Source organism: Rhizobium leguminosarum bv. viciae USDA 2370 (assembly GCF_002008365.1).
In the GTDB taxonomy this organism is placed as follows: domain Bacteria; phylum Pseudomonadota; class Alphaproteobacteria; order Rhizobiales; family Rhizobiaceae; genus Rhizobium; species Rhizobium leguminosarum.
Genome location: NZ_MRDL01000051.1, coordinates 667196 through 690999, shown reverse-complemented (window position 1 = coordinate 690999; position 23804 = coordinate 667196). Strand labels below are relative to the sequence as shown.

The window sequence follows — 23804 nt, the reverse complement described above, 5'->3', positions numbered from 1 at the left end:
CAAAACTGGGGCAACTTCTGACCTGATCCCAATATCATTGATGCGATCCGGATATCTCTGATTCAATTTTGAATCATGGTGCGCATCGGATCGTTGCCGGTCGCGGTTACGTCGAATGACGTAAAGCCACACGTTTAAGAAAGTGCTTTATTAGCTGAGACGGAGTCTATCCGTCCATTCTCCCTGTTATTCTAAGCCCGCCTCACCCCAGGCGGGCTTTTTTATTCTGTCGCCTGCGTCACCTCTTTGCGCCGGCGGAAAGCACCCGGTGGGTCGCGTTGTCCATGGCGTGGCTCGCTTCCTGTCCATCCTTCTTCAGCCCGTATGCGGTATTGCCGCAGCCGGAAAGTGTCAGCAAGCAGATGCAGGCGATGGCGATTGCAGCTTTTGGCATCAAGTGTTTTCCCCCGGATTGAATGGCGTTTCAGAGCATGATGCCGAAAAGTGTGAGCGGTTTTCGGACGACATCATGCTCTAACTCTTAATTTAGAACAGGATTCAGATTTTAGGCCGACTGAGCCTAAATCATCCTATTCTAGAGAAAATGATGCACTCCTCGCCAAAATCAATCCGCAGGAGATAAGCGCGAACTGGCGGTATGGAACTCCATGACGCGGATCGGCGTTAACGGGAGCTATCCAACCGGGGTTAACGACATGGATTACCAGATTGCCTTCGCTGCGACGGTCGCAACAGCATCCTTCCTCTTCTTCATGTTGATCGTCCACCGGACCTGATTGCCAGCCGGCGGCGGATTGGGCTTGAGGCGCTCGATCACTTGACCATCGCCGACCCACTTTGCGATCCGGAGAGATGGCAGCACCAAGTGCTATTGCGTCTGCAGTCGGCGTTGATTAGGCGGCGTAGACCGGAAGGTCTGGCGAGCATAGATCGCCGAAGATCCGTCAACAAACACAGGAAGCGTGAAGAAGAAGTGTTTCGACATCCGAAAGTATTATGACAATAAAAAATGTGTTAAAGTTTAATCAATTGTGAGGCTTAACTATCTGTTAACAATATAGTTGCGCTCCTTCCGCTTCCGCTTATGCTTTACGCAAAAGGGGAGAGGAAAGATGTTTAGCAAAAGCCTGATCATGCCTTTCGGATTCGCAATGCTCGCCATTGCCGGCCTGCTCTTCCAGATTGCCGCCCACGCGCTGAACTCTCCGGTCACCTTGCTGCAGCCGTGAGTCACATAAGTTGCTGAACCTGCAAGCAATCTCAGTAACTGGGAGTGGAACTTCCTTTCGTTTCGTGCATTCTGTGACTCGTTTTGCCAGGAGGGAGATAACCATGGAAGACGCAGGCGTGGGTTGGATTGCAGCCATCATTATCGGCGGTGTCGCCGGATGGCTGGCGGAAAAGGCCATGCGCAGCAGCATGAGCCTGCTCATGAACATATTGCTCGGCATCATCGGCGCGATTGTCGCCAACTGGATCCTGGGTTTGTTGCACATCCAGCCGCTCGCCGGTTGGCTGGGTTATCTGATCACCGGTTTCGTCGGTGCCTGCATCTTGATCGCGATCGGGCGCGTCATCCGCCGTTGACGGTAGCTTTTGCCGTCATCGGAAATATTGAAAGCCGGGCGTTCATGACGTCCGGCCTTTCTTCACCCTATATTCCCGTTCAACGGCGGCTGAGCAGGCCGAACACGTAGGCAATGCCTGCCGTCACCGCGAGTGCCATGAGCGGTTCTTCGCGCACCTTGTCGCGCAGTTGCTCCGTCATCAGCGAAGCCTCGTCGGTAACCGCCGACTTCGCCCCCTGCCCCAGCGCCACCACGCTTTCCGTCAGCCGGGAAAGATCGTTGCGAAGGGCTGCGACCTGCGCCGACAGATCGTCTGCTGCTATGTCAGCCTTGACGCGCGCAGCGGTGGATTCGGCGGAAGCGGTTTTCAATTCTGCCATGGTCTGCTCCTGTTTCATGGGATGCCGCTTCAACGAAATGGCGGCCAAAAAGGTTCCGTTGGAGCCGATCTTTTGTTCGCCGCAAAGCTGCTGCCGCGCTGCCGTCGGTCCGCGCAGCTTTTCGCGTGACAAACCCTTCATTTCCTGTCGGGTTTGTTTTAAGGAACGTCGAATGTCTGCCCGCGCGCGGGTCAATGATACTGCGAGGTTTGCGTTTCTATGTTCCATATCCTGAGAAGGGCCGCTCAGACCTGGGTCGCCAAGCTGCTGATGCTTCTGCTGGTCGCGTCCTTCGGCATCTGGGGCGTCTCCCGGTCGCTGATAACGGGCAGCAATAGCACCACGGTCGTGACCGTCGGCGATCAGCATGTGGACGTCAACGAATTCCACCTCGCCTATCAGCGCCAGGTGGCAAGCGTCAGCCAGCAGTTCGGCACGCGCCTCACCCCCGAGCAGGCCCGCGCCTTCGGCATCGAGCAGCAGGTGCTCGCCCAGCTCGTCGCCGGTGCCTCGCTCGACCAGCTCGCCGAAGACATGAACCTCGGCCTGTCGCAGGATCGCCTCGCCCAGCTGATTGCCGACGATCCGGCTTTCAAGGCCGTCAACGGCCAGTTCGACCGCGAGCTCTTCGTCTCGCGTCTTCGCAATGCCGGCATCCGCCAGGACGATTACATCAAGGAGCGCAGCAAGGTCGCTGTCCGCAGCCAGGTGGTCGATGCCATCTCCAACGGGTTCACGGCCCCGAAGACGCTGGTCGATGCCCTGAAACTCTATGGCGATGAAAGCCGCAGTATCGACTACCTGCTGCTGACCAACGCCAATATCGAACCGATCAAGGCGCCTGCCGACGACGTGCTGGCGACATGGTTCGATGGCGTCAAGCAGCGCTACCGGGCGCCGGAATACCGCAAGCTCGTTTATCTCAAGCTGCAGCCCGCCGATATCGCCGATGCGGCGACCGTCACCGACGACCAGATCCACGAAGCGTTTGACAAGAGCAGGGATACCTATCGCACGCCGGAAAGCCGCACCATCGAACAACTGACCTTCACCAGCAAGGATCTCGCCGTCGCCGCCGAAACGGCGCTGAAGAGCGGCACCGGCTTCGACCAGCTGGTTTCCGACCAGGGCAAGACGGCAAGCGACGTGCTGCTCGGCGAGTTCACCAAGGACAAGGTTCCCGACCAGGCCGTTGCCGATGCGGCCTTTGCGGTTTCGCGCGATGGCGGCACGACGCCTGTCGTCGATGGCTCCTTCGGCCCCGTCATCCTGCGCGTCACCAACATCAAGCCTGAAACGACGAAGAATTTCGACGAGGTGAAGGAGGATATCCGCAAGCAGCTGGCACTCTCCAATGCCTCTCAGGAAGTGATCAACGTTCACGATCGCATCGAGGACCTGCGCGCGGGCGGTTCCACGCTCGAGGATATTGCCGGCCAGCTGAAGCTCACCGCCGTGGCCGTCGACGCCGTCGATATGACCGGCGCCGACAAGGACGGCAAGGAGGTCAAGGATCTCCCCGCCAAGCAGCAGCTGCTCGGCGAAGCCTTCAAGACCGAGGTCGGCGTCGATGCGCCGCCGCTGCCGATCGGTAATGACGGCTATGTCTGGTTCAACGTCCGCGAAATCACGCCGGACCGCGAGCGGCCGGTGGCCGAGGTGCGCGAAAAGGCCGTCGAAGACTGGACGGCGGAGCAGCAGAAGGCCGAGCTCGCCAAGAAGGCCGGTGAATTGAAGGCCGAAGCGGCCAAGGGCACGGCACTTGCCGATATCGCGACGCCGCTCGGCATCGCCGTCGAGAGCAAGAGCGGCGTCACCCGCTCCACCGATGATGCGGTCCTCGGCCGGGCAGGCATCACCGCCGCCTTCTCCGGCCCCGTCGACACGGTCGCAAGTGCTGTCGGCGCCGATCCCTCGACGCAGATCCTGCTGAAGGTCACCGAGGTCAACACCCAGCCGACCGGCGATGTGCTGAACAACCGCGATGCCAAGATCACAGCCATGGCCAATGCTGCCGGCGATGATATTCTCGATCAGATGGTCAACCTGTTGCAGACGCAATACGGTGCGCAGATCAACCAGACCCTCGCCGAACAGGCGACGGTCCGCTAGGAGGCTCTATGACCGATCTGAAGCCGTTCCTGGCCAAGGCCGCAAGCCGCGAGCCGCTGACGCGAGAGGAGGCCCGAGCCGCCTTCGACATCCTGATGTCGGGCCAGGCGACGCCCTCGCAGATCGGCGGCTTCCTGATGGCGCTGCGCGTGCGCGGCGAGACCGTCGATGAGATCGTCGGCGCCGTCACCGCGATGCGCTCGAAGATGCTGACCGTCGAGGCCCCGGCCGATGCGATCGACATCGTCGGCACCGGCGGTGATGCCAGCGGCACCTACAACATCTCGACGCTGGCGGCGCTGATCGTCGCCGGCGCCGGTGTTCCTGTCGCCAAACACGGCAACCGGGCGCTGAGTTCGAAATCGGGCGCGGCCGACAATCTGGCAGCACTCGGCGTCAAGCTCGACGTCGGTCCCGAGATCATTTCCCGCTGCATCGCGGAAGCCGGCGTCGGCTTCATGTTCGCCCAGCTGCATCATTCCGCCATGCGTCATGTCGGCCCCTCCCGGGTCGAGCTTGGCACGCGCACGATCTTCAACCTGCTCGGGCCGCTTTCCAGCCCGGCCGGCGTCCGTCGCCAGTTGCTCGGCGTCTTCTCGCCGCAATGGCTGGTGCCGCTTGCCGAAGTCATGCGTGATCTCGGTTCCGAATGCGTCTGGGTGGTCCATGGTGATGGCCTCGACGAGATCACCACGACCGGCATCACACACGTCGCGGCACTCGAAGACGGCAAGATCCGCACCTTCGAGCTCTCGCCCGCCGATTTCGGCGTCAGCCCTTGCGTGCTCGCCGACATCAAGGGTGGTGACGGTGTCGCCAATGCCGCAGCCCTTCGCGAGGTGCTCGGCGGCGCCAAGAATGCCTATCGCGATATCTCGCTCGCCAATGCGGCCGCCTCGCTCGTGATCGCGGGCAAGGTCGCGACGATCCGCGACGGCATGACGCTGGCCACGCAATCGCTGGATAGCGGCTCTACCGCGCTCGCTCTCGACAAACTCATCGCCGTTTCCAACGATATCGACTAGGATTGCCCGATGACCGATATCCTGAAGAAGATCGAACTCTACAAGCGCGAGGAGATCGCCGCCGCCAAGGCGACAGTGTCGCTTGCCGACTTGAAGGCGATGCAGGCTGATCAGTCCGCCCCGCGCGGCTTCCACAAGGCGCTCGTTGCCAAGCGTGATGCCGGCCGCTTCGGCCTGATCGCCGAGATCAAGAAGGCGAGCCCGTCGAAGGGTCTCATTCGCCCGGATTTCGATCCGCCGTCGCTGGCGAGCGCCTATGAGGCCGGCGGTGCCGCCTGCCTTTCGGTGCTGACCGACAGGCCGAGTTTCCAGGGCGCGCCGGAATTTCTGACAGCCGCCCGCGCTGCCTGCACGCTGCCGGCGCTGCGCAAGGATTTCATGTTCGAGACCTATCAGGTGCACGAGGCCCGCGCCTGGGGTGCCGATTGCATCCTGCTGATCATGGCTTCGCTTTCTGACGACGAGGCCGAACGCCTGCAGGACGAAGCCTTCAGCCTCGGCATGGACGTGCTGGTCGAGGTCCACGAAGCCGAGGAGATGGAGCGGGCGCTGAAGCTTTCCTCGCCACTCATTGGCATCAACAACCGCAATCTGCGGACCTTCGAAGTCAGCCTCAGCGTCAGCGAGACGCTTGCCCCCATGGTGCCGGACGACCGGCTGCTGGTCGGCGAAAGCGGCATCTTCACCCATGCGGATTGCAAGCGCCTGCAGGCCGTCGACATCAATACCTTCCTTGTCGGCGAGAGCCTGATGCGCAAGGACGACGTAGCCGCCGCCACCCGCGCGCTGCTCTTTGGCGAAGCCGCCATCGCGGCCGAATGATATGAGCGGCCAAAAGCCAGGGCTCACTCATATCGATGCCTCCGGCGAGGCGCATATGGTCGATGTCTCCGATAAGGTCGAGACGGTTCGCATCGCCACTGCCGAGGGCCATGTGAAGATGGCGCCGGAAACGCTCGCTCTCATCCGGCAAGGCAATGCCAAGAAGGGCGACGTGGTCGGCACGGCGCGCCTTGCCGGCATCATGGCGGCAAAACGCACCGCCGATCTCATCCCGCTTTGCCATCCGCTGATGCTGACGAAGGTCACGGTCGAGATCGCGGAAGATGCCGCCCTGCCCGGTCTGCGCGTTACGGCCACCGCCAAGCTGACCGGCAAGACCGGTGTGGAGATGGAGGCGCTGACCGCCGTCTCGGTCGCTTGTCTGACGATCTACGACATGGCCAAGGCGGCCGATAAGGCAATGGAGATCGGCGGTATCAGACTTCTAGAAAAGTCCGGCGGAAAATCCGGCGATTTCCGTCATCCGGAGGCAAGATGAACCTTCTCCCGGTCACCGAGGCTCTGAACCGCTTGCTCTCTCGCGCAAAGCCCGTCGCGGCGTCCGAGACGCTGTCGCTTGCCGAGGCTGAGGGCCGCGTCCTGGCCGTCGATCTGACGGCCGGCCTGACCCAGCCGCCCTTCAATGCCTCTGCCATGGATGGCTATGCGCTACGCCGTGAAGACGCGCCGGAGCCGGGCGCCGTGCTGAAGGTCATCGGCATGTCTTCCGCCGGCCACGGCTTCGAGGGAAGCGTCAGCCAGGGAGAGGCCGTCCGTATCTTCACCGGCGCGCCTGTTCCGCCAGGCGCTGATAGCGTCCTGCTGCAGGAGGATGTGGAGAAGATCGAGGGCGGCATCAGGACCAATTTCCCTGTGCGGCATGGCCAGCATGTGCGTCCTCGCGGCCAGGATTTCGCCGAAGGCGAAGCCGTGTTGTCGGCCGGCACCGTGCTCGATTTCTCGCGGCTGACGGTCGCTGCGGGCATGAACCGGCCTGATGTCGAGGTGCTGCGGCGCCCGCTGATCGCCATCCTCGCAACCGGCGACGAACTGCTGCCGCCCGGAAGCACGCCCGGCCCTTCGCAGATCATCGCATCCAATACGTTTGGTATTGCAGCCCTTGCCCGCAAAGCCGGCGCCGATGTGCTCGATCTCGGTATCGTGCCTGATGACAAGGCCAAGATCACCGCGGCGATCGGCACGGCGCGGGACGCCAAGGTCGATGTGATCGTCACGCTCGGCGGCGCTTCGGTCGGCGACCATGATCTGGTGCAGGCCACGCTGATCGAGGCCGGCATGCAGCTCGATTTCTGGCGCATCGCCATGCGCCCCGGCAAACCGCTGATGGTCGGCAGCTTCGGTGAGACGCACGTGCTCGGCCTGCCCGGCAATCCGGTCTCTAGCCTCGTCTGTTCGCTGCTCTTCCTTGAGCCGCTGATCCGCAAGCTCGCCTCCCTGCCGCCGGTGCGGCGCGAGGCAACGGTGGAGGCGGCCGTCACACTGCGCGCCAATGACCACCGGCAGGACTATATCAGGGCGAAGCTTTCGAAATCCGCTGCCGGCGACTGGCTTGCCGAGCCCTTCGGCAAGCAGGATTCCTCGATGATGAAGGTCTTCGCCGCAGCCGATTGCCTTGTCATCCGCCCGCCGCATGCGCCGGAACTGCCGGCCGGAGCGCCCTGCCCGGTCATGCTGCTGCGGCCGGACCTTCTAGCCTGATTATAGTTGCAATTTATTTCCACGTCTGAGCGTAATTCGCTTCTGGCTGCTAATGAACGCGCAGGAGCAACGTTTGTGTTTGTAGGTGATGCCAATGTTATCTAGCTACATGATGTCGGCTGTCGTCCTTCTCACGGCCTATTCGTCCGCCGTTGCCGCGGTACAAGGAGGTCCCGCGCTGGAGCCACCGTCCGATCCCGGTGCCCCCTGGGCGATCGAGTGGAGCATGCCTGATCGCAAAGACGAGATGACACCCAAAACTCTTATTCTCTGCTCGGATCATATGGACGAGCATCTCAGGCGGTATTGGTCGCTGATTGAGAAGTCAGGTGTGCTGAAAGGCTATACGATCTTGGATGGAAGCAAACTTGGGGCGTACAAGTCGGCGACCGGCAGCGTCGGCTACATCGTCTCGGCACACAAAGGCAAGCAAGATCAGACAGTAAGCAATTGTGTCGCGAATTACCCGGAACTCCAGCCGCTTGTGAGTGACTTCATCGAAAAGGGAATATCGGCCCAACAAGATGAGTTTAAGAACCTTATAAGGATTGGAATACTTCCCAGGGAAGTACGGCCGCGGCAATGTTATTCAAGATTCTACTATCAAACCGAAGACTATTATCCGACTAGGAATACAAAGAAATGGCTTGCGCTGATCGACGTGGACGACTCCCCCGACAACAGATGTTTTGATGTGACGCTTCCAGCAACTTTCGGCATCCATCCTTTTTCCTGTGAGTCTGCCGGAATCTGCGTTCACGACCGAAAATAAAAGCATGGTGTCTGCATTGAGCACGCAGTCATTTTATAGAGGGTAACGCATCAGCCAAAGCGAGTTTAAATCTTGCCTTCAGCTATTGCCGAAGAGCGAGAATACGCCCGCCGGCACCGCCCCGCCGCTGCTGCCTCCGCCAAAATCCGCAACTGCATGGGTGGCGATTCGGCTGAGTTCGCCCTGCGGCAGGTGGGCCCGTTCGGGATCGCCGATCAGCACCTCGATGCCGCTCGCCTGGCAACGCCGCAGGAAGGCCATCACCCGCAAGGCGAGCGTGGGATCGTAGAACAGGTCGCCGACCACGAGGAGGTCTATCTCCGGTGGCGGATCCTCGATGATATCGGCGGCCCGGGCTACGATATCCACGCCGTTGATCGCCGCGTTGAGGCCGATCGCGGCAATGGCATTGGCATCGATGTCGACCGCCGTCACCGCCGCTGCGCCGGCCTTCGCCGCCGCGATGGCGACGAGCCCCGAGCCGGCGCCGAGATCGAGGACACGGCGACCCACGACTATTTCCGGCCGGTCGAGCAGATAGCGGGCAAGCACGGCGCCGCCGGCCCAGGGATAGGCCCAATAAGGTGCCGGATCGGCTTCTCTGCGGCCTGCAAGCCGCCAGAGCCCGCTTGCGGGGCCTGCCGTATGAAGCCGGATCTCGGGAATGGACGGAACGGGTGAGATCGGCAGATTAGCTTTGATAAAGGCGACCGGATCGGGTTGCTGCATGCCCGGGCGTTTCATCGTCGTCTGCTCCTGCCGCCACCGAAGCTCAATAGTTCTTCATGGCAAGATGCGGCATGCCACCGTCGAGGAATTCAGTGCCATAGGCAACGAAGCCAAAACGCTCGTAGAGCGGCAGCTTGTCCGCCTGCGCTGTGAGATAGAAGCGGTTGTCGCGTGCGCCGCGATGCAGTTCCATTGCACGCCCGATCATATCAGCCGCAATGCCGCGGCCGCGCCATCGGCCAGCAACCGCAACCCGGCCGATCTTCACATGTTCCTCGGCGTAAATGGCTCTCAGCGTGCCGGAAACCTCGCCCGCCGTGACAGCGACGAGATGATGGGCGCTGAGATCGTCGGCATCGAATTCCTCGGCTTCGGGAACCTTCTGCTCATATACGAAAACTGCGCGTCGCAGCCGGAAGGCCTCATTGCAGAGCGTACTGAAAACCGGAACGCTGAGGATTGCCGTTTCCAACATCATCCTTGCCTCGCTGAGGGATACGACCCAAAACCCTCCGCCAGGACCGGCGAAGGGTTGCTGCATAATTCCTCAAATAAGAAACGATTTTAAGGACAAATTATGTATTAATTCAAAGCATTACAGCGCGGTGCTGCAGCGACAAAATCAGCCGGGCCTCTTCTTCGAAAACTTGCCCTTCGGCCCGGCGCCGCCTTTGCCGTCATATTTGGCGCCTTCGAATTTCGGCTTGTCGAATTTCGGCTTGTCTGACTTCGGGCCATCGAAGCCGGGTTTGCCCGGCTTCTTGCTCCAGGGCTTGCTATCCTGTCTCTCCTGGCCGGCATTGTCGGCTGCGGCGTATCCGCCGCCAGGACCCTTGCCGAACTTGTTCTTCGGCCGCTCGCCGCGGAACGTATCGTCCGGCCGCTCGTCGCGGGATGGCCTGCCGGCATAAGGCTTCGGCGACGGCGCCCGGCTAAAATCCGGCGTGCCGGGAAGCCTGGTCACGCGGATGCCGCGTTCGAGCGCCTTGTTCGGTCCGATCGCGGCCTGGAAGCTTTCGGCGCTCGCCGCAGCGATCTCCACGAAGGTCTCCTCAGGCTGCATCTTGATCGCGCCGATCTCGCGCTTCGTTACATTGCCGTTGCGGCAGAGCATCGGGATCAGCCAGCGCGGCTCGGCATTCTGCTTGCGCCCGACCGAGACGGAGAACCAGACGCTAGCGCCGAAATCCTCGCGCGGTCCCTTCTGCGCCGGCTCGTAGGGCTCGGCATTGTCGCGGCGCTTGCGGCTGCGTTCGTCCTGCACGGTAACTTCGATGAGATCTTCCGGCGCCGAATGATTGGTGCGGTAAAGACGCAGGAAGGCGGCGGCAAGCTTTTCGCCGCCGTGGCTGGCAAGAAGCTGCTGTACCAGCCCCTGCTCTTCCTCCTGCGGCGTTTCGTTGAAGATCGGGTCGGCGAGCAGCCGCTCGTCGTCGCGTTCGCTCACCTCCTCGGCCGAGGGCGGTCGCGCCCAGGCAGCCGAAATACCGGCATTCTCCAGCAGGCGCTCTGCCTTGCGCCGTGCGTTGAGCGGCACGATCATGGCGCTGATGCCCTTGCGTCCGGCCCGGCCGGTACGGCCGCTGCGGTGCAGCAGCGTTTCCGGATTGGTCGGCAGGTCGGCGTGGATGACGAGATCGAGGCCCGGCAGGTCGATGCCGCGGGCGGCGACGTCGGTCGCGATGCAGACCCGGGCGCGCCCGTCGCGCATCGCCTGCAGCGCATGGCTGCGTTCGTTCTGCGTCAGCTCGCCGGACAGCGCCACCACGGCGAAATTGCGGTTGTTGAACCGCGCGGTCAGATGATTGACGGCAGCGCGCGTCGAGCAAAAGACGATGGCGTTGGTCGCCTCGTAATAACGCAGCACGTTGATGATCGCATTCTCGCGGTCGCTCGGGGCCACCATGAGCGCGCGATATTCAATGTCGATATGCTGCTTTTCCTCGGCCGCGGTGCTGATGCGCACGGCATCGCGCTGGTAGCTCTTGGCAAGCTTGGCGATCGCCGCCGGCACCGTTGCTGAAAACATCAGCGTCCGGCGTTCGTCCGGTGCCGCATCCAGGATGAATTCGAGATCCTCGCGGAAGCCGAGATCGAGCATCTCGTCGGCCTCGTCGAGCACGGCAGCCTTCAGTTCCGACATGTCGAGCGCCCTGCGGCGGATATGGTCGCAGAGCCGGCCGGGCGTGCCGACGACGATGTGGGCGCCGCGTTCGAGCGAGCGGCGCTCGCTGCGGATGTCCATGCCGCCGACGCAGCTGACGATCACCGCGCCAGTCATCTCAAAGAGCCATTCGAGCTCACGCTTCACCTGCAGGGCAAGTTCGCGCGTCGGGGCGATGACGATGGCGAGCGGCGCGCCGGCATTGCCGAAGCGCTCCCTGCCTTCGAGCAGCGTTGGCGCCAGCGCCAAGCCGAAGGCGACGGTCTTGCCGGAACCGGTCTGGGCCGAGACCAGCGCGTCGGAAGCGGCAAGCGCCGGATCGAGCATCGCCTTCTGCACCGGGGTGAGTTCGGCGTAACCGCGCTTCTGCAACGCCTTGGCGATCGCCGGGACGACGCCGTTAAATTCTGTCATGGATTCGATCTTTCGGAGCTGTCAGGCGCGTTGCTGCGCCATGGCCGGAGCCAGCCGGCGGGGTATTTGCGCCGTTCCTAGCCGCTCCCGCGGCGATTGTCAAAGCGTACGGCTACGCCACAGCCAGACGTCGATGCGGCTTGCCCGGCCGCGCAGCGCCGTTTCCAACGGTCCCTCCATGCGGCCGGACTGCGTGAGCACACTATCGGAGCCGGCAGCGCGGACGATTTCGGCGCTCAGCGCCAGTTCGACACCATGGCGGGCAGCCACCTCCATCAGCCGGCTGCCGACATTGATGGTGTCTCCCGCCGCCGTGATCTGCTGCCGGTCGCCGGTGCCCAATCGCGAGGCGACGATCGGGCCGCAATGGGCGCCGACCTTGAAGCCGATCTTCTTCGGGGCAAAGCCCGCATGCGCTTGAAGCCAGGCCCGTGTGCGCTCGCAGAGGCTGACCGCGCAGGCAGCGGCGCGGCCGGCATCATCATCGGCCGGCTCCGGTAGGCCGAACAGGATCATCGCCCCATCGCCCATGAAGCTGGTGATGGCGCCGCCATGGGCGCGCGCCTCCTCGTCGACCAGTTCGAAGAAGCCGCTCAGCATCTCGCTGACCGCCACTGGCCCGACATTTTCGCTGAGGCCGGTGAAACCCGAGAGATCGATGAAGATGACGGCGGCGTCCTGGCGCACCGGCGCAGCAAGGAAATTCGGATCGCGCGCCAGCCACTCGCCGAGGCCGGGCGCCTCGATGCGCTGCAGGAGCGCGCTCTGCTCGGCGAAATGGCGGGCGCGGCCGCGGTCGAGCCAGAGCTCGGCCGCCCCGTAGATCAGCGCCGGCGGCAGCGCTGCGGCGATCGGCAGCGCCGCACTCAACCAGTAGCCATGCGCAAAAGCCGACAGATTGATCATCGCCCAGACGATCAGCGTCAGCACGATGATGATGTAGCCTGCCGCACTGCGGCGCCAGGCAATCAGCGAAACGAGCACGAGCGTCAGACCGACGGCAATGCCGGCATCGATCAGCCTTATCCTACGGTCGCGCACCATGCCGTCGCCGGTGACGAGATGGGTGATCGCGGTCGACATCACCTCGACGCCCGGCATGACGGGATCGAACGGCGTCGGAAAGACGTCGCCACCGCCAGTCACCGTCGAACCGATGACGACGATGCGACCAGTGATCGCATCCGCCGAAAGCTTGCCATCCAGCGCATCGGCGGCGCTGAAGGTGGCGATGCTGCCATGCCCGCCATAAAAAGTCACCGGCAGGCGCTGGCCGATATCGGTGGGAATACGCAGCTTTCCGAGCATGATGGCATCGGGTTCGATGGTGGGGTCGACGCCGAGCGCCACCGACGCGACACGCAGCGGAAAAGCCGGATCCAGCCGGTCTGCGGAACGCGAGATCAGCGGAATGAAGCGCGGCGTGCCGGTCTGGTCGGTTGCGACATTGACGATGCCGACCGCCGCTGCCTCGGCAAAGCGCGGAAGCGGCAAGAGCAGCTGGTTTGCCTCAGGGATGGCGGCAAGCGGATCGCCGGCCGCATCCGTGACCCGCTGGCTGCTTTGCGCGAAAGTGGCAGCGGCCGCAATCACGCTCGGCCCCTGGCGAAGGGCAGCAGTCAGCGCAGCATCACCCGCCTCCGGCCCCGGATCGACGAGCAGAATGTCGATCGCCAAAGCCTTCGGCTTCAACGCGGTGATCGCCTCGGCGAGGCGCGCAAGTGTCGCCCGATCGAGCGGATAACCGTGCGCCCTAGCGGTGCGGTCGTCGATCGCAACGATCGAGACGACGGGCGGCGGTGTTTTCGCGCCGACGATGGCGCTGCGGATATCGGCAAGCGAGGCCTCCATCCGGTCGAGAAGGCCGCTTCCGGCATTGAGATGGGTATAGCCGAGCGCAGCCGCCCAAAGACCGGCGAGCAGCAGCGCGATCACGGTCAGTAGACGATGGTTCATGGGATCTATTGGCCGAGGCGGGCAAGAAGGGCGGCGGCGCGTGGCGCCGGCCAGCGGCGCACGACGAGGGGTTCTGTTCCGTCGGTAACGTCGACGCCCTCGCCCGGCGACAACACCACTGCCTCGCCGGCCGGCCGGCGGACCGCGACACTGCCTCTGACGACCAGCACCGAGGTCTTGCCGCCTGCGACATCGACAGCCCATTGCGTACCGCGCACGGCAGCGATCGCCTGCGGCGTCACGACCTGAAAACCACCGGCGTGCTGGTTGCTGTCGACATCGACGAGAATGGCCTTGCGCCGCAGCGATGCCGAATCAGGGCTGCCGTCGCGGTTGCGGTCGATGAGGCTGTAGGCGGCGCCGGCCTCCGCCGTCACCGTGACGCCGCCTGGACAACTGAGCACCTGGCGGGCGCCGGCATCACGCGATACCGTGCAGCCGGCAGACTGCGCAAAGGCCGCCCCATGCGGAATGAGGCCGAGAGCGAGTGCGGCGGCAAGCAGGCTGCGAAGCGTCGTATTCATGGAAAGTCCCCTTGACCATGCGGAACAGCTCTTTTCGAAAGCGCCCGCCAACCGTCTTCTTCCATGTGAGGGATGATAGACGAATTCAAATATTTCCCTAGGCAAAAAAAGTAAACCGGCGCAATCGCCGGCGGAATTCTTACGTTCTACTATCCGTTTCAAGCACGGGTCCGGCATAACGCGCCCGCGGCCGGATCAATTCGCCGCTGTCGATCTGCTCCATCGCATGTGCAAGCCAACCGGCGGAACGGGCAAGCGAGAAGATGATGATCGGCGCCTCCCTTGGGAGGTCGAAGGCGGCGGCCATTGCGGCAAGCGCGAAATCGACGTTGACCTTCTCGCCGACCATCTCCTCGCCGGTTTCCCGGATCTCGGCAAACTGTGGCGGCAAGGCAAAGTGCGAAAGCAGCGCCAGAGCCCTGACATCGCCGTCGGGATAAAGCGGATGACCGAAGGCCGACAGGCGATTACCCTGGGCGAGCGTGCGGCGGATCGCCTTTTCCGCCCCAAGGGCGGAAGCGGTCTCGATCAAGGCGTCGACGCCCTGCCAGGCGGCGCCATGCAACGGCCCTGTCAGCGTCGCCAGACCGGACAGCACGACGGCCGAAAGGGCTGCACCCGCCGATGCCGTGACCCGCGCCGCAAAGGTCGAGGCGTTGAGTTCGTGATCGGCAAGCAGCACCAGCGCGCGACGCAGGCAATCGGCAGCGTCCGGCCGCTGCCAGCTTGCCGCAAGCCGCAAATGCAGCGGCTGGTCGGAAGGACCTGGCGCCAGCGCATCGGCGACGGTGCGGAGAACGCCACTTGCTTCGCGGCGGAGTGCTGCCTGCGAGCGGCCGAGCGATGGCAGGTCCGAGGTCACCCGCCCTGCCAGCGCCAGGAAGGCAACCTGAAGCGACGGAGAGGCATGTCCGGTCCCGCTGCCGGAGGAAAGTGTTTCCGCGCCGTTCCAGAGCAGTGCCGCCGTCTGCTCCAGCGTCGCGACTTCGGCGAAATCGGCCGCATCTTTTCCGCGATAGAAAAGCCGTCCGCCGATGATGGTGGAAATTGCCGAGGAGAGAACCGGATCGCCCCAGCGGATCGCCTCGGCGGCGACCGTTTCGGTCTTGCGGCGGCCGGCATGGCGTTCGGCAAGCCGCTGTACGTCGGAAGCCTGGTAGAGGCTGCGGCGCGGGTCGGTGGGATCAGGCTTGGCACGGATGCGCCCGCGACTGACATTGGCGTAGAGCGTCTGCGGCTTGGTCGTCAGCGCTCGCAACGCCTCCTCGGCAGTCAGCCACGACATTGGAGCCTCACATTGATCAATTACGTCAAGATTGACGTCAATGAGACTAGGTTGGATCATCCCGATCGTAAAGGAGAAAACAACATGAAAAATGGCTTGGAAGACGTCATTGCCGCCGAAACGCAGCTCTCGGATGTCGATGGCGAAGCGGGACGACTGATCATCCGCGGCGTATCGCTGGATCATCTGGTCGCAGACGGCACCTATGAAGGCGTCGCAGCCCTGTTGCTGGACGGGTTGATGGAGCGAAGCTTCAATGAAGTGGAATTGCGCGACTGGCTGGCGCAGGCGCGAACTGGGGTGTTCGACCACATCAAGGCCGCCGATGCCTCTTTGCTCGCCCTGCCTCCGGTCGATGCGATGCGTGCGCTGATCGCCCGGCTGCCTGACGGCGAGGATTTCGATACCGCGCTCAACCTTCTGGCGGCGCCTGCGGTCTTTCTGCCGGCGGTTTTGCGCCTGCAACGCGGTGAAAAGGCGATCGCACCGGACGCCTCGCTGCCGCAGGCGGCCGATATCCTGCGCATGCTGACCGGAAAAATGCCGACCAGGGAGCAGACGGCGGCACTCGATGCCTATCTCGTGACGATATCTGACCATGGCCTCAATGCCTCGACCTTCGCGTCGCGTGTCATCGCCTCGACTCAGGCTGGCCTCACCTCTTCGGTGCTGGCGGCGCTGAGCGCCCTGAAGGGGCCGCTGCATGGCGGCGCGCCCGGTCCCGTGCTCGACATGCTGGATGCGATCGCAACGGCGGAGAATGCTGGCCGATGGATCGAGGAAGCACTCGACCGCGGCGAAAGGCTGATGGGCTTCGGCCACCGCATCTATCGCGTCCGCGATCCGCGCGCCGATGCGCTGAAGGGCGCGCTGAAGCCGCTGATATCAACCGGACAGGTAAACAGCGCCCGCGGCGCGCTGGCGGAAGCCGTGGAGGCCGCCGCATTGGCGATCCTGAAGGCGCGCAAGCCGAACCGGCCGCTTGACGTCAATGTCGAATTTTATACCGCGCTGCTGCTCGAAACGCTCGGCTTTCCCCGTGAGGCCTTCACCGGTGTCTTCGCGATCGGCCGCACCGTCGGATGGCTGGCGCACGCGCGTGAACAGGCGCTCAACGGCCGGCTGATCCGCCCACGTTCGGTCTATATCGGGCCACTACCGGCCGCTGCCTGAAAGTTGAATTCGGCGGCAGAGCATCTTTCTGCCGCCGATCATTAACCGCCGACGAAGGCGGCGAGGTTGTCGAGCGTCAAACGGCAACCTTCCTCATTGTCTTCGAGGCGAATGCCGGAGGGGATGTTGTCGCAGACCATCGTCACATCGGTGCCGCCGTCCGCAGACGCCAGTGTCGTGCTGACCGTCATCTCGCCGGAAAAACCTTCATCCTCGGAATCGAAGACCGTAGCCCAGACGATGTTTTCGTCAGGCACGAGCTTGGCAAAGCGGCCTTCGAACTTGTCGGTCTTGTCGGAGGTCTTGCCCGGCTGCGATGTCTCGTCATCGGGATAGACGAGCGACATGCTGAAGGCGCCGCCTTCCCTGCCCTCGAAGGCATGAACGATGCCCTTCATCGAACCGGGCGGAAGCCAGGTGGCGACGGCATCTGCATCGAGGAAGGCACGGTAGATGCGCTCGCGCGATACTGCGATGAAGCGTGAGACGGTCGTGCTGCGTGGAGTGGTCATGCCGGCAAGATAGCGCGAGCACGGATGTGATCCAGATCGCGCTTGAAAGCGCGCGATCTGGTGGTGGCATTCGTCAGACGAGACGGCTCTGTTCCGTCGCCGCTTCGATGAAGCTCGCAAACAGCGGATGCGGATCGAGAGGCCGGCTCTTCAGTTCCGGGTGGTACTGCACGCCGATGAACCAGGGATGGTCGGGATATTCGATCGTCTCCGGCAGCACGCCGTCCGGCGACATGCCGGAGAAGACGAGACCGCAGTTTTCGAGCCGATCCTTGTAGTCGACATTGACCTCGTAGCGGTGGCGGTGACGCTCGGAAATATCGGTGGAACCGTAGATATCCGAGATCTTCGTGCCCTTCTTCAGCGCCGCCTTGTAGGCGCCGAGGCGCATCGTGCCGCCGAGATCCCCGGCTGCCGTGCGCTTCTGCAATTCGTTGCCCTTGACCCATTCGGTCATCAGGCCGACCACGGGTTCTTTCGTCGCGCCGAATTCTGTCGAGGAGGCACCAGCCACGTCGGCGAGATTGCGCGCCGCCTCGATGACCGCCATCTGCATGCCGAAGCAGATGCCGAAATACGGCACCTTGCGCTCGCGAGCAAAGCGGGCAGCGTGGATCTTGCCTTCGGAACCGCGTTCACCGAAGCCGCCGGGCACGAGGATGCCATGCACTTTTTCGAGATAGGGCGCCGGGTCTTCCTTTTCGAAGACCTCGGATTCGATCCATTCGAGGTTGACCTTGACGCGATTGGCGATGCCGCCGTGATGCAGAGCCTCGATCAGCGACTTATAGGCGTCCTTGAGGCCGGTATATTTGCCGACGATCGCGATCGTCACCTCGCCCTCCGGCGTGCGGATGCGATTGCAGACCTCTTCCCACTGCTCGAGCCGTGGCTTCGGCGCCGGCTCGATGCCGAAGGCGGCAAGGACTTCGTCGTCCAGACCTTCCTTGTGGTAGGCTATCGGCACATCGTAGATGTTGGCGACGTCGAGCGCCTGGATAACGGCGGACGGGCGAACGTTGCAGAACAGCGAGAGCTTCCGGCGTTCGGCTTCCGGAATTTCGCGGTCGGCGCGCACTAGCAGGATATCGGGATGAATGCCGAGTGCCTGCAGTTCCTTGACCGAATGCTGCGTCGGCTTGGTCTTGAGCTCACCGGCCGCCGGAATATAGGGCATCAGCGTCAGGTGGACGTAGACGGCGGTGCCGCGCGGCAGGTCGTTGCCGAGCTGGCGGATCGCCTCCATGAATGGCATCGCCTCGATGTCGCCGACCGTGCCGCCGATCTCGCAGATGACGAAATCGTAGTCGTCATTGCCCTCGACAACGAAATCCTTGATCTCGTTGGTGACGTGCGGAATGACCTGCACCGTCGCGCCGAGATAGTCGCCGCGCCGTTCCTTGTCGATGATGTTCTTGTAGATGCGGCCAGTGGTGATGTTGTCGGTCTTGGTCGCCGAACGCCCTGTGAAGCGTTCATAGTGACCGAGATCGAGATCGGTTTCCGCGCCGTCGTCGGTGACGAAGACCTCGCCGTGCTGGGTCGGGCTCATCGTGCCCGGGTCCACGTTCAGATAGGGGTCGAGCTTGCGAAGCCGAACCCGATATCCACGGGCCTGCAGCAACGCTCCGAGAGCCGCGGCCGCAATTCCTTTTCCGAGAGAGGAAACCACGCCGCCAGTGATGAATACGTATCGCGCCATGGGATTCACCGGATACCTTTTCAAAAACGATTCCACCAGCCCAAAAATTCTTTTCCGGAACTTTCGGAGCGTGGCGTGGGAATCTGAACAAAAGAAAACCGGCAGACCCTAGGGCCTGCCGGCGGTTTATGTCGAAGACCGGCTTACTGTCCCGTCGGGACGCCGGAAGGCTGAGCCGGTGCCGGCGCGGCCGGAGCTGCGGGCGTTGCCGGAGCCGTCGTCGCCGGGGCAGTCGTAGCAGGTGCGGTGGCCGCGGGGGCCTGAGTTGCCGGAGCCGCAGTTGCCGGAGCCTGCGCGCCGCCGAGCGAATCGAGAATGCCGTTGCCCTGGCCGCCTGTTGCCGGAATGCGGTCGAGAATATCGCTCGGACGGCCCTCGTAACGCGTCAGTATGCCGAGGCCGAGCGAGGTCAGGAAGAATAGGGTCGCAAGGATCGCGGTCGTGCGCGTCAGCGCATTGGCCGTGCCGCGGGCCGACATGAAGCCCGAACCGCCGCCGATACCAAGGCCGCCGCCTTCAGAGCGCTGGATGAGCACGACGCCAACAAGGGCGAGCACGATCATGAGATGGATGACAATCAATACTGTCTGCATGGGTCCAGTCCTGCCCGTCTGGAGACGGGCATAAATAAGAATTCTGGCGGCTCTTTACATGAGGCTTTCATCTATTCCAAGCCCTTCGGCCCGGAATATGCCCTGGGGTAAACGAATAAACCCAGGAATAAACAATGCCTCAGGCGAGCAGCGCCTCATAGGCCCGGTAGATGGCGAGGAAGTCGGCCGCTTTCAAGCTCGCCCCGCCGATCAGCGCGCCGTCGACATTGGCGATGCCCATCAGCTCATGGGCATTGGCCGGCTTGACCGAGCCGCCGTAGAGAAGACGCATCTTGCGGCCCTCATCGCCGAAGCGCGCTACAAGTTCTGCCCGCATGAAGGCATGCGCCTTTTCGACATCGCCTGATGTCGGCGTCACACCAGTGCCGATCGCCCAGATCGGTTCGTAGGCGATAACGGTATTTTCGGCCGTCGCGCCATCGGGAACGGAGGCGGAAAGCTGGCGTTTGATGACGTCGAGCGCCTGGCCCGTCCGGCGTTCATCCGCCGTCTCGCCGATGCAGATGATCGCCGTCAGCCCTGCGGCGAAGGCCGCCTCCGCCTTGGCGCGAACCAAATGGTCGGTTTCGGCATGGTCGGTGCGCCGCTCGGAGTGACCGACGATGACATAGGTGCCGAAACAATCGGCAATCATCTCGGCCGAGATGTCGCCGGTATGTGCACCGGACGGGTTCTGATGGCAGTCCTGAGCACCGATCGCCAACGGGCTGTCGGTGCACAGCGCCGTCGCCACGTATAGCAGCGTCGCCGGCGGGCAGATCAGCGCTTGGACCTTGTCGGCCAGCGGCGGGCGAACACCCTCGGCGATCGCCTTGATCTGATCCAGGGAGGCACGCATGCCATTCATTTTCCAGTTTCCCGCCACAAGCGGACGCACGTCAGGTGTCATGCTGGCCTTCCACAATCTGCTTATGCCTTGGGCAATATCAAAAGCCTGCAGCAAAGAAAAGCATCATGCCCTTGACGTAAGGGGAATCTCTGCGATCTGGAGCATATTTCTGCCGAATATCGACTGCTACAGCGCCGCGCGTCTTTTAAGACACGCAAAGGTAGCATTCTGAATTCCTGCATCGTGCTTTCCAAAAATAGTCTCCGATTTTCCGACCGATACGCTAGCCGGCAAGAATCCAGTTCAGCACCCCACGCCAGTCGATCATCCGGATCGGCGTCCCGTGATTGCCGGTCTCAAACAGCGTGAAACGCGCCGGATATTTTGCCTTGTGCAGGCTTTCAAACAGCGCCTGCTGGTCGGAGGCGGCATAGACCGGGTCGCGGCTGCCATGGGCGAACCAGAGCGGCAGCCTTGCCTTGTAGAACGCGCTCCTGGTGAAATCGGGATCGGTGACTCCGCTCATGATCAGCATGCCCTTCAGCCGCTTGACGCTGTCACCATCGCGCGCAACGCCCCAGCAGACCTGGCTGCCCATCGAGGCGCAGGAAAGGATGATCGGTCGGCCGGGCGATTGCGCGCTGGCATAGCGGATCAGGCCGGCGATCGCCGCAACGCCGCCGCTGTCGAAGCTTTTGACGGTCGGCGAATAATAAACCCCGCCATTGCCGGCAACGAGGTTCTTCAGCCGGTTGAAATTGCCGCCGAAGCTGTAATCGTTGGCGCCGAGCCGCCGGTCGCCGTCGCGGCCATGGATGAAAATCACCGTGAAAGCGGCACTCTGAGCCGGTCCCACCCTGGTGACATCGAGCTTGATGCCGTCGAGAGACAGCGTCTCGTCCGCCTGGGCCTTGCGGATGCCGAGCGCCACATATTTCTGCTGCACCCGCTTTTGCGGAATCTGGTCGCGGCCGTTGATATCGCGCATCTCGTCATAGTCGATGACCTCGAAGGCGCCGTCATCGCCTGTCTGCAGCACGGTCTGCTTCGAAAACAGATCGTCCTTGAAGGGCGCTAGCACATCGGCTGCCTGTGCCGGGCCAACAGCGGAGAGCATGGCCGCAGACAAGAAAAACGCCGCAATTGCGGTGATGATGGTGCAATGACTTGTGGACATTCGCATTCGGATGGTTCCTGAAGCCTGCCGCCGCTTGCCATTCCGCGTCCGGCAACGCAAATCATTTGGGAAAAGCCCGCTAAAACTGGCGGTGTCGCGTATAGAGGTGCTTTCTGGCAAAATCTGTCTGATTCGCAAACGTGGCATGAAATGCGGTGATTTTGGGTCGGCGGCGGATGCCCGCCCAAGACAGGATGAAGATCTGAACGGCTCCATGGACGATAGCAACGACCTCTTTTCCGGAATGCCCCTCTCTGAAAAACGCGAGGAGGCGCAGAAGCCTGCCGCTCCGGCCGAGCGGCCGCCGGTGACGGCTGCGCCCGTCGCCGCCGCCGCACCCCCTGCCGGAGCCTCCGCGCGCCCGGCGCCCGCCGCGTCGAACTCCGATGACTACGGTGCCTCGTCGATCCGCGTCCTCGAAGGCCTCGAGCCGGTGCGCATGCGCCCGGGCATGTATATCGGCGGCACCGATGAAAAAGCGCTGCACCACCTGTTTGCCGAAGTCATCGACAATGCGATGGACGAGGCGGTCGCCGGGCACGCCAATTTCATCGAGGTTTATCTCGACCTCGAGGGTTATCTCACCGTCTCCGACAACGGCCGCGGCATCCCGGTCGAGAACCATCCGCAGGTGCCGGGCAAGTCGACGCTCGAAGTCATCATGACCAAGCTGCATGCCGGCGGCAAATTCGACGGCAAGGCCTACGAGACCTCGGGCGGCCTGCACGGCGTCGGCGTCTCGGTCGTCAACGCACTCTCCGACGACCTCGAAGTCGAGGTGGCGCGAAACCGCAAGCTCTACCGCCAGCGCTTCTCCCGCGGCCTGCCGCAGGGCGGGCTCGAAGAGTTGGGCGACGTCCACAATCGCCGCGGCACCCGGGTGCGCTTCCACCCAGACCCCCAGATCTTTGGGGATCACATGAAGTTCGATGCCGCCCGCGTCTTCCGCATGGCGCGCTCGAAAGCCTATCTCTTCGGCGGCGTGGAAATCCGCTGGAGCTGCGAGGCGGGCGTGCTGCCCGAAGGCTCCGAGGTCCCTGACAAGGCCGTCTTCCACTTCCCCGGCGGCCTGAAGGACTATCTCCAGGCGACGATGGGCAAGGAGTTCACCGTCACCCGCGAGATCTTTGCCGGCAAGACCGAGAAGACCAGCGGCCATGGCTCGATGGAATGGGCGATCACCTGGTATGGCGGCGATCCGCAGGTCCATTCCTATTGCAACACCATCCCGACCCCCGAGGGCGGCACGCATGAGGCGGGGCTGCGCATCGCGCTGACCAAGGGCCTGAAGGCCTATGCCGAGTTGACGCAGAACAAGCGCGCCGCGCAGATCACCACCGACGACGTGATGATCTCCGCCGTCGGCATGCTGTCTGTCTTCATCCGCGAGCCGGAATTCGTCGGCCAGACCAAGGACAAGCTCGCGACCGTCGAGGCCCAGCGCATCGTCGAGAACGCGCTGCGCGATCCCTTCGACCATTACCTTGCGGACAATCCGAACGAGTCGGCCAAGCTGCTCGACTGGGTGATCGAGCGCGCCGAGGAGCGCTTGCGCCGCCGCAAGGAAAAGGAAGTCAACCGCAAGACGGCGGTGCGCAAATTGCGCCTGCCCGGCAAACTTGCCGATTGTTCGCAGAACACCGCGGAAGGCGCCGAACTCTTCATCGTCGAAGGCGATTCGGCAGGTGGTTCGGCCAAGCAGGCGCGCAACCGCGCCAACCAGGCCATTCTGCCGCTGCGCGGCAAGATCCTCAACGTTGCCAGCGCCGGCCGCGAAAAACTCGGCGCCAACCAGCAGCTCGCCGATCTCATCCAGGCGCTCGGCTGCGGCACGCGCTCGAAATACCGCGACGAAGACCTGCGCTACGAACGCATCATCGTCATGACCGATGCCGACGTCGACGGCGCCCATATCGCCTCGCTGCTCATCACCTTCTTCTATCAGGAAATGCCGGAACTCGTGCGTGGCGGTCATCTCTTCCTCGCCGTGCCGCCGCTTTACAAGATCACCCAAGGCTCGAAATCCGCCTATGCACGCGACGACAATCATCGCGCCGAGCTGATGCAGACGGAGTTCAAGGGCAAGGCCAAGGTCGAGATCAGCCGCTTCAAAGGTCTCGGCGAGATGATGCCCGCCCAGCTCAAGGAAACCACCATGGATCCGTCCAAGCGCACCCTGCTCAAGGTGCTGATCGATGAGGTGGATTTCGAAGGCACCCGCAGCGCTGTCGACGATCTGATGGGCACCAAACCGGAAGCCCGCTTCCGCTTCATCCAAGATCGCGCGGCCTTCGCCGAGAACCTCGATATTTAATGCGTCGCCACGCATTTTAGCATTCACGATTTCACGGAACTGTCGAAGAACA

General features: G+C 62.7%; 23 protein-coding genes. 10 read left to right on the top strand and 13 right to left on the bottom strand.

Going from position 1 to position 23804, the window contains the following annotated elements; translation table 11 throughout:
* Window positions 1–238 precede the first annotated feature (238 nt).
* Window positions 239–394 (bottom strand): hypothetical protein, encoded by a 156-nt coding sequence (locus BS629_RS30130; RefSeq protein ID WP_018242081.1) that lies wholly within the window; start codon window positions 392–394, stop codon window positions 239–241.
* A gap of 899 nt (window positions 395–1293) precedes the next feature.
* On the opposite strand from BS629_RS30130, the gene BS629_RS30125 reads away from it, so the two are divergent.
* The gene (locus tag BS629_RS30125; protein WP_018242084.1) at window positions 1294–1548 is read left to right on the top strand and encodes a GlsB/YeaQ/YmgE family stress response membrane protein; all 255 of its coding nucleotides are present in this window, start codon (window positions 1294–1296) and stop codon (window positions 1546–1548) included.
* A 79-nt stretch (window positions 1549–1627) separates the two neighbouring features.
* On the opposite strand, the gene BS629_RS30120 is transcribed toward BS629_RS30125, so the two are convergent.
* Complete coding sequence (locus tag BS629_RS30120; protein WP_026188395.1) at window positions 1628–1909, bottom strand: hypothetical protein; 282 nt, start codon at window positions 1907–1909, stop codon at window positions 1628–1630.
* Between the two features lie 219 nt (window positions 1910–2128).
* Here BS629_RS30120 and BS629_RS30115 point away from each other — a divergent pair, with 219 nt between their 5' ends.
* From BS629_RS30115 to BS629_RS30090, 6 genes are all read left to right on the top strand, one after another.
* Window positions 2129–4021, top strand: a complete 1893-nt coding sequence (locus BS629_RS30115) for a peptidylprolyl isomerase (RefSeq protein WP_018242086.1) — start codon at window positions 2129–2131, stop codon at window positions 4019–4021.
* An 8-nt stretch (window positions 4022–4029) separates the two neighbouring features.
* Complete coding sequence (gene trpD / locus BS629_RS30110) at window positions 4030–5046, top strand: anthranilate phosphoribosyltransferase (protein ID WP_018242087.1); 1017 nt, start codon at window positions 4030–4032, stop codon at window positions 5044–5046.
* Between the two features lie 9 nt (window positions 5047–5055).
* A complete protein-coding gene (trpC, locus tag BS629_RS30105; protein ID WP_018242088.1) occupies window positions 5056–5868 on the top strand; it encodes an indole-3-glycerol phosphate synthase TrpC in 813 nt (270 codons plus the stop codon).
* 1 nt (window position 5869) lies between these two features.
* Window positions 5870–6367 (top strand): cyclic pyranopterin monophosphate synthase MoaC, encoded by a 498-nt coding sequence (gene moaC, locus BS629_RS30100; RefSeq protein WP_018242089.1) that lies wholly within the window; start codon window positions 5870–5872, stop codon window positions 6365–6367.
* Window positions 6364–7587 carry a molybdopterin molybdotransferase MoeA gene (locus tag BS629_RS30095; RefSeq protein ID WP_018242090.1) on the top strand — a complete coding sequence of 408 codons (1224 nt, stop codon included), beginning with the start codon at window positions 6364–6366 and terminating at the stop codon, window positions 7585–7587. The genes moaC and BS629_RS30095 overlap by 4 nt, the downstream gene beginning before the upstream one ends.
* Window positions 7588–7681: 94 nt before the next feature.
* Window positions 7682–8359, top strand: a complete 678-nt coding sequence (locus BS629_RS30090) for a hypothetical protein (RefSeq protein WP_018445289.1) — start codon at window positions 7682–7684, stop codon at window positions 8357–8359.
* A gap of 78 nt (window positions 8360–8437) precedes the next feature.
* On the opposite strand, the gene BS629_RS30085 is transcribed toward BS629_RS30090, so the two are convergent.
* The 6 genes from BS629_RS30085 to BS629_RS30060 all read right to left on the bottom strand — a co-directional run bounded on the left by BS629_RS30085 (window position 8438) and on the right by BS629_RS30060 (window position 15431).
* Complete coding sequence (locus BS629_RS30085; protein WP_018242092.1) at window positions 8438–9103, bottom strand: class I SAM-dependent methyltransferase; 666 nt, start codon at window positions 9101–9103, stop codon at window positions 8438–8440.
* A 28-nt stretch (window positions 9104–9131) separates the two neighbouring features.
* On the bottom strand, window positions 9132–9566 hold the full coding sequence (locus BS629_RS30080; RefSeq protein ID WP_026188396.1) for a GNAT family N-acetyltransferase: 435 nt from the start codon (window positions 9564–9566) through the stop codon (window positions 9132–9134).
* 144 nt (window positions 9567–9710) lie between these two features.
* Window positions 9711–11666: a DEAD/DEAH box helicase gene (locus BS629_RS30075; protein WP_018242094.1), complete on the bottom strand. Its 1956-nt coding sequence runs from the start codon at window positions 11664–11666 to the stop codon at window positions 9711–9713.
* A 99-nt stretch (window positions 11667–11765) separates the two neighbouring features.
* Complete coding sequence (locus tag BS629_RS30070) at window positions 11766–13622, bottom strand: CHASE2 domain-containing protein (protein WP_018242095.1); 1857 nt, start codon at window positions 13620–13622, stop codon at window positions 11766–11768.
* Between the two features lie 5 nt (window positions 13623–13627).
* Window positions 13628–14146, bottom strand: a complete 519-nt coding sequence (locus BS629_RS30065; protein ID WP_018242096.1) for a FecR domain-containing protein — start codon at window positions 14144–14146, stop codon at window positions 13628–13630.
* Between the two features lie 139 nt (window positions 14147–14285).
* Window positions 14286–15431 (bottom strand): citrate synthase, encoded by a 1146-nt coding sequence (locus BS629_RS30060; protein WP_018242097.1) that lies wholly within the window; start codon window positions 15429–15431, stop codon window positions 14286–14288.
* Window positions 15432–15515: 84 nt separating this feature from the next.
* On the opposite strand from BS629_RS30060, the gene BS629_RS30055 reads away from it, so the two are divergent.
* Complete coding sequence (locus tag BS629_RS30055) at window positions 15516–16604, top strand: citrate synthase/methylcitrate synthase (RefSeq protein ID WP_018242098.1); 1089 nt, start codon at window positions 15516–15518, stop codon at window positions 16602–16604.
* A 41-nt stretch (window positions 16605–16645) separates the two neighbouring features.
* Here the strand turns inward: BS629_RS30055 and BS629_RS30050 are convergent, their stop codons facing one another.
* From BS629_RS30050 to tpiA, 4 genes are all read right to left on the bottom strand, one after another.
* Window positions 16646–17116 (bottom strand): SRPBCC family protein, encoded by a 471-nt coding sequence (locus tag BS629_RS30050; RefSeq protein WP_018242099.1) that lies wholly within the window; start codon window positions 17114–17116, stop codon window positions 16646–16648.
* 73 nt (window positions 17117–17189) lie between these two features.
* Window positions 17190–18818 carry a CTP synthase gene (locus BS629_RS30045; protein ID WP_018242100.1) on the bottom strand — a complete coding sequence of 543 codons (1629 nt, stop codon included), beginning with the start codon at window positions 18816–18818 and terminating at the stop codon, window positions 17190–17192.
* 143 nt (window positions 18819–18961) lie between these two features.
* Window positions 18962–19411 (bottom strand): preprotein translocase subunit SecG, encoded by a 450-nt coding sequence (gene secG, locus BS629_RS30040; RefSeq protein ID WP_077988704.1) that lies wholly within the window; start codon window positions 19409–19411, stop codon window positions 18962–18964.
* 139 nt (window positions 19412–19550) lie between these two features.
* Window positions 19551–20321 (bottom strand): triose-phosphate isomerase, encoded by a 771-nt coding sequence (gene tpiA / locus BS629_RS30035; RefSeq protein WP_018242102.1) that lies wholly within the window; start codon window positions 20319–20321, stop codon window positions 19551–19553.
* Here tpiA and BS629_RS39405 point away from each other — a divergent pair.
* A complete protein-coding gene (locus tag BS629_RS39405; protein ID WP_163925544.1) occupies window positions 20269–20493 on the top strand; it encodes a hypothetical protein in 225 nt (74 codons plus the stop codon). The genes tpiA and BS629_RS39405 overlap by 53 nt on opposite strands.
* A 51-nt stretch (window positions 20494–20544) precedes the next feature.
* On the opposite strand, the gene BS629_RS30030 is transcribed toward BS629_RS39405, so the two are convergent.
* Entirely contained in the window at window positions 20545–21444 is a 900-nt protein-coding gene (locus tag BS629_RS30030) for a phospholipase (protein WP_018242103.1), read from the bottom strand.
* A 208-nt stretch (window positions 21445–21652) separates the two neighbouring features.
* Between BS629_RS30030 and parE the strand changes: the two genes are divergently transcribed.
* Window positions 21653–23752 (top strand): DNA topoisomerase IV subunit B, encoded by a 2100-nt coding sequence (gene parE / locus BS629_RS30025; protein WP_026188397.1) that lies wholly within the window; start codon window positions 21653–21655, stop codon window positions 23750–23752.
* Window positions 23753–23804 lie beyond the last annotated feature (52 nt).

Excerpts from the sequence above, each read along its gene's own strand:
- BS629_RS30115 (WP_018242086.1), top strand. The coding sequence starts at position 2,129 with ATGTTCCATATCCTGAGAAGGGCCGCTCAGACCTGGGTCGCCAAGCTG.
- BS629_RS30075 (WP_018242094.1), bottom strand. The coding sequence starts at position 11,666 with ATGACAGAATTTAACGGCGTCGTCCCGGCGATCGCCAAGGCGTTGCAG.
- trpD (WP_018242087.1), top strand. The coding sequence starts at position 4,030 with ATGACCGATCTGAAGCCGTTCCTGGCCAAGGCCGCAAGCCGCGAGCCG.
- BS629_RS30120 (WP_026188395.1), bottom strand. The coding sequence starts at position 1,909 with ATGGCAGAATTGAAAACCGCTTCCGCCGAATCCACCGCTGCGCGCGTC.
- BS629_RS30030 (WP_018242103.1), bottom strand. The coding sequence starts at position 21,444 with ATGCGAATGTCCACAAGTCATTGCACCATCATCACCGCAATTGCGGCG.
- BS629_RS30125 (WP_018242084.1), top strand. The coding sequence starts at position 1,294 with ATGGAAGACGCAGGCGTGGGTTGGATTGCAGCCATCATTATCGGCGGT.
- BS629_RS30130 (WP_018242081.1), bottom strand. The coding sequence starts at position 394 with ATGCCAAAAGCTGCAATCGCCATCGCCTGCATCTGCTTGCTGACACTT.
- BS629_RS30070 (WP_018242095.1), bottom strand. The coding sequence starts at position 13,622 with ATGAACCATCGTCTACTGACCGTGATCGCGCTGCTGCTCGCCGGTCTT.
- BS629_RS30090 (WP_018445289.1), top strand. The coding sequence starts at position 7,682 with ATGTTATCTAGCTACATGATGTCGGCTGTCGTCCTTCTCACGGCCTAT.
- BS629_RS30045 (WP_018242100.1), bottom strand. The coding sequence starts at position 18,818 with ATGGCGCGATACGTATTCATCACTGGCGGCGTGGTTTCCTCTCTCGGA.
- BS629_RS30065 (WP_018242096.1), bottom strand. The coding sequence starts at position 14,146 with ATGAATACGACGCTTCGCAGCCTGCTTGCCGCCGCACTCGCTCTCGGC.
- BS629_RS30095 (WP_018242090.1), top strand. The coding sequence starts at position 6,364 with ATGAACCTTCTCCCGGTCACCGAGGCTCTGAACCGCTTGCTCTCTCGC.
- BS629_RS30060 (WP_018242097.1), bottom strand. The coding sequence starts at position 15,431 with ATGTCGTGGCTGACTGCCGAGGAGGCGTTGCGAGCGCTGACGACCAAG.
- BS629_RS30055 (WP_018242098.1), top strand. The coding sequence starts at position 15,516 with ATGAAAAATGGCTTGGAAGACGTCATTGCCGCCGAAACGCAGCTCTCG.
- trpC (WP_018242088.1), top strand. The coding sequence starts at position 5,056 with ATGACCGATATCCTGAAGAAGATCGAACTCTACAAGCGCGAGGAGATC.
- BS629_RS30050 (WP_018242099.1), bottom strand. The coding sequence starts at position 17,116 with ATGACCACTCCACGCAGCACGACCGTCTCACGCTTCATCGCAGTATCG.
- parE (WP_026188397.1), top strand. The coding sequence starts at position 21,653 with ATGGACGATAGCAACGACCTCTTTTCCGGAATGCCCCTCTCTGAAAAA.
- secG (WP_077988704.1), bottom strand. The coding sequence starts at position 19,411 with ATGCAGACAGTATTGATTGTCATCCATCTCATGATCGTGCTCGCCCTT.
- BS629_RS30080 (WP_026188396.1), bottom strand. The coding sequence starts at position 9,566 with ATGATGTTGGAAACGGCAATCCTCAGCGTTCCGGTTTTCAGTACGCTC.
- moaC (WP_018242089.1), top strand. The coding sequence starts at position 5,870 with ATGAGCGGCCAAAAGCCAGGGCTCACTCATATCGATGCCTCCGGCGAG.
- BS629_RS39405 (WP_163925544.1), top strand. The coding sequence starts at position 20,269 with ATGCCATTCATTTTCCAGTTTCCCGCCACAAGCGGACGCACGTCAGGT.
- BS629_RS30085 (WP_018242092.1), bottom strand. The coding sequence starts at position 9,103 with ATGAAACGCCCGGGCATGCAGCAACCCGATCCGGTCGCCTTTATCAAA.
- tpiA (WP_018242102.1), bottom strand. The coding sequence starts at position 20,321 with ATGACACCTGACGTGCGTCCGCTTGTGGCGGGAAACTGGAAAATGAAT.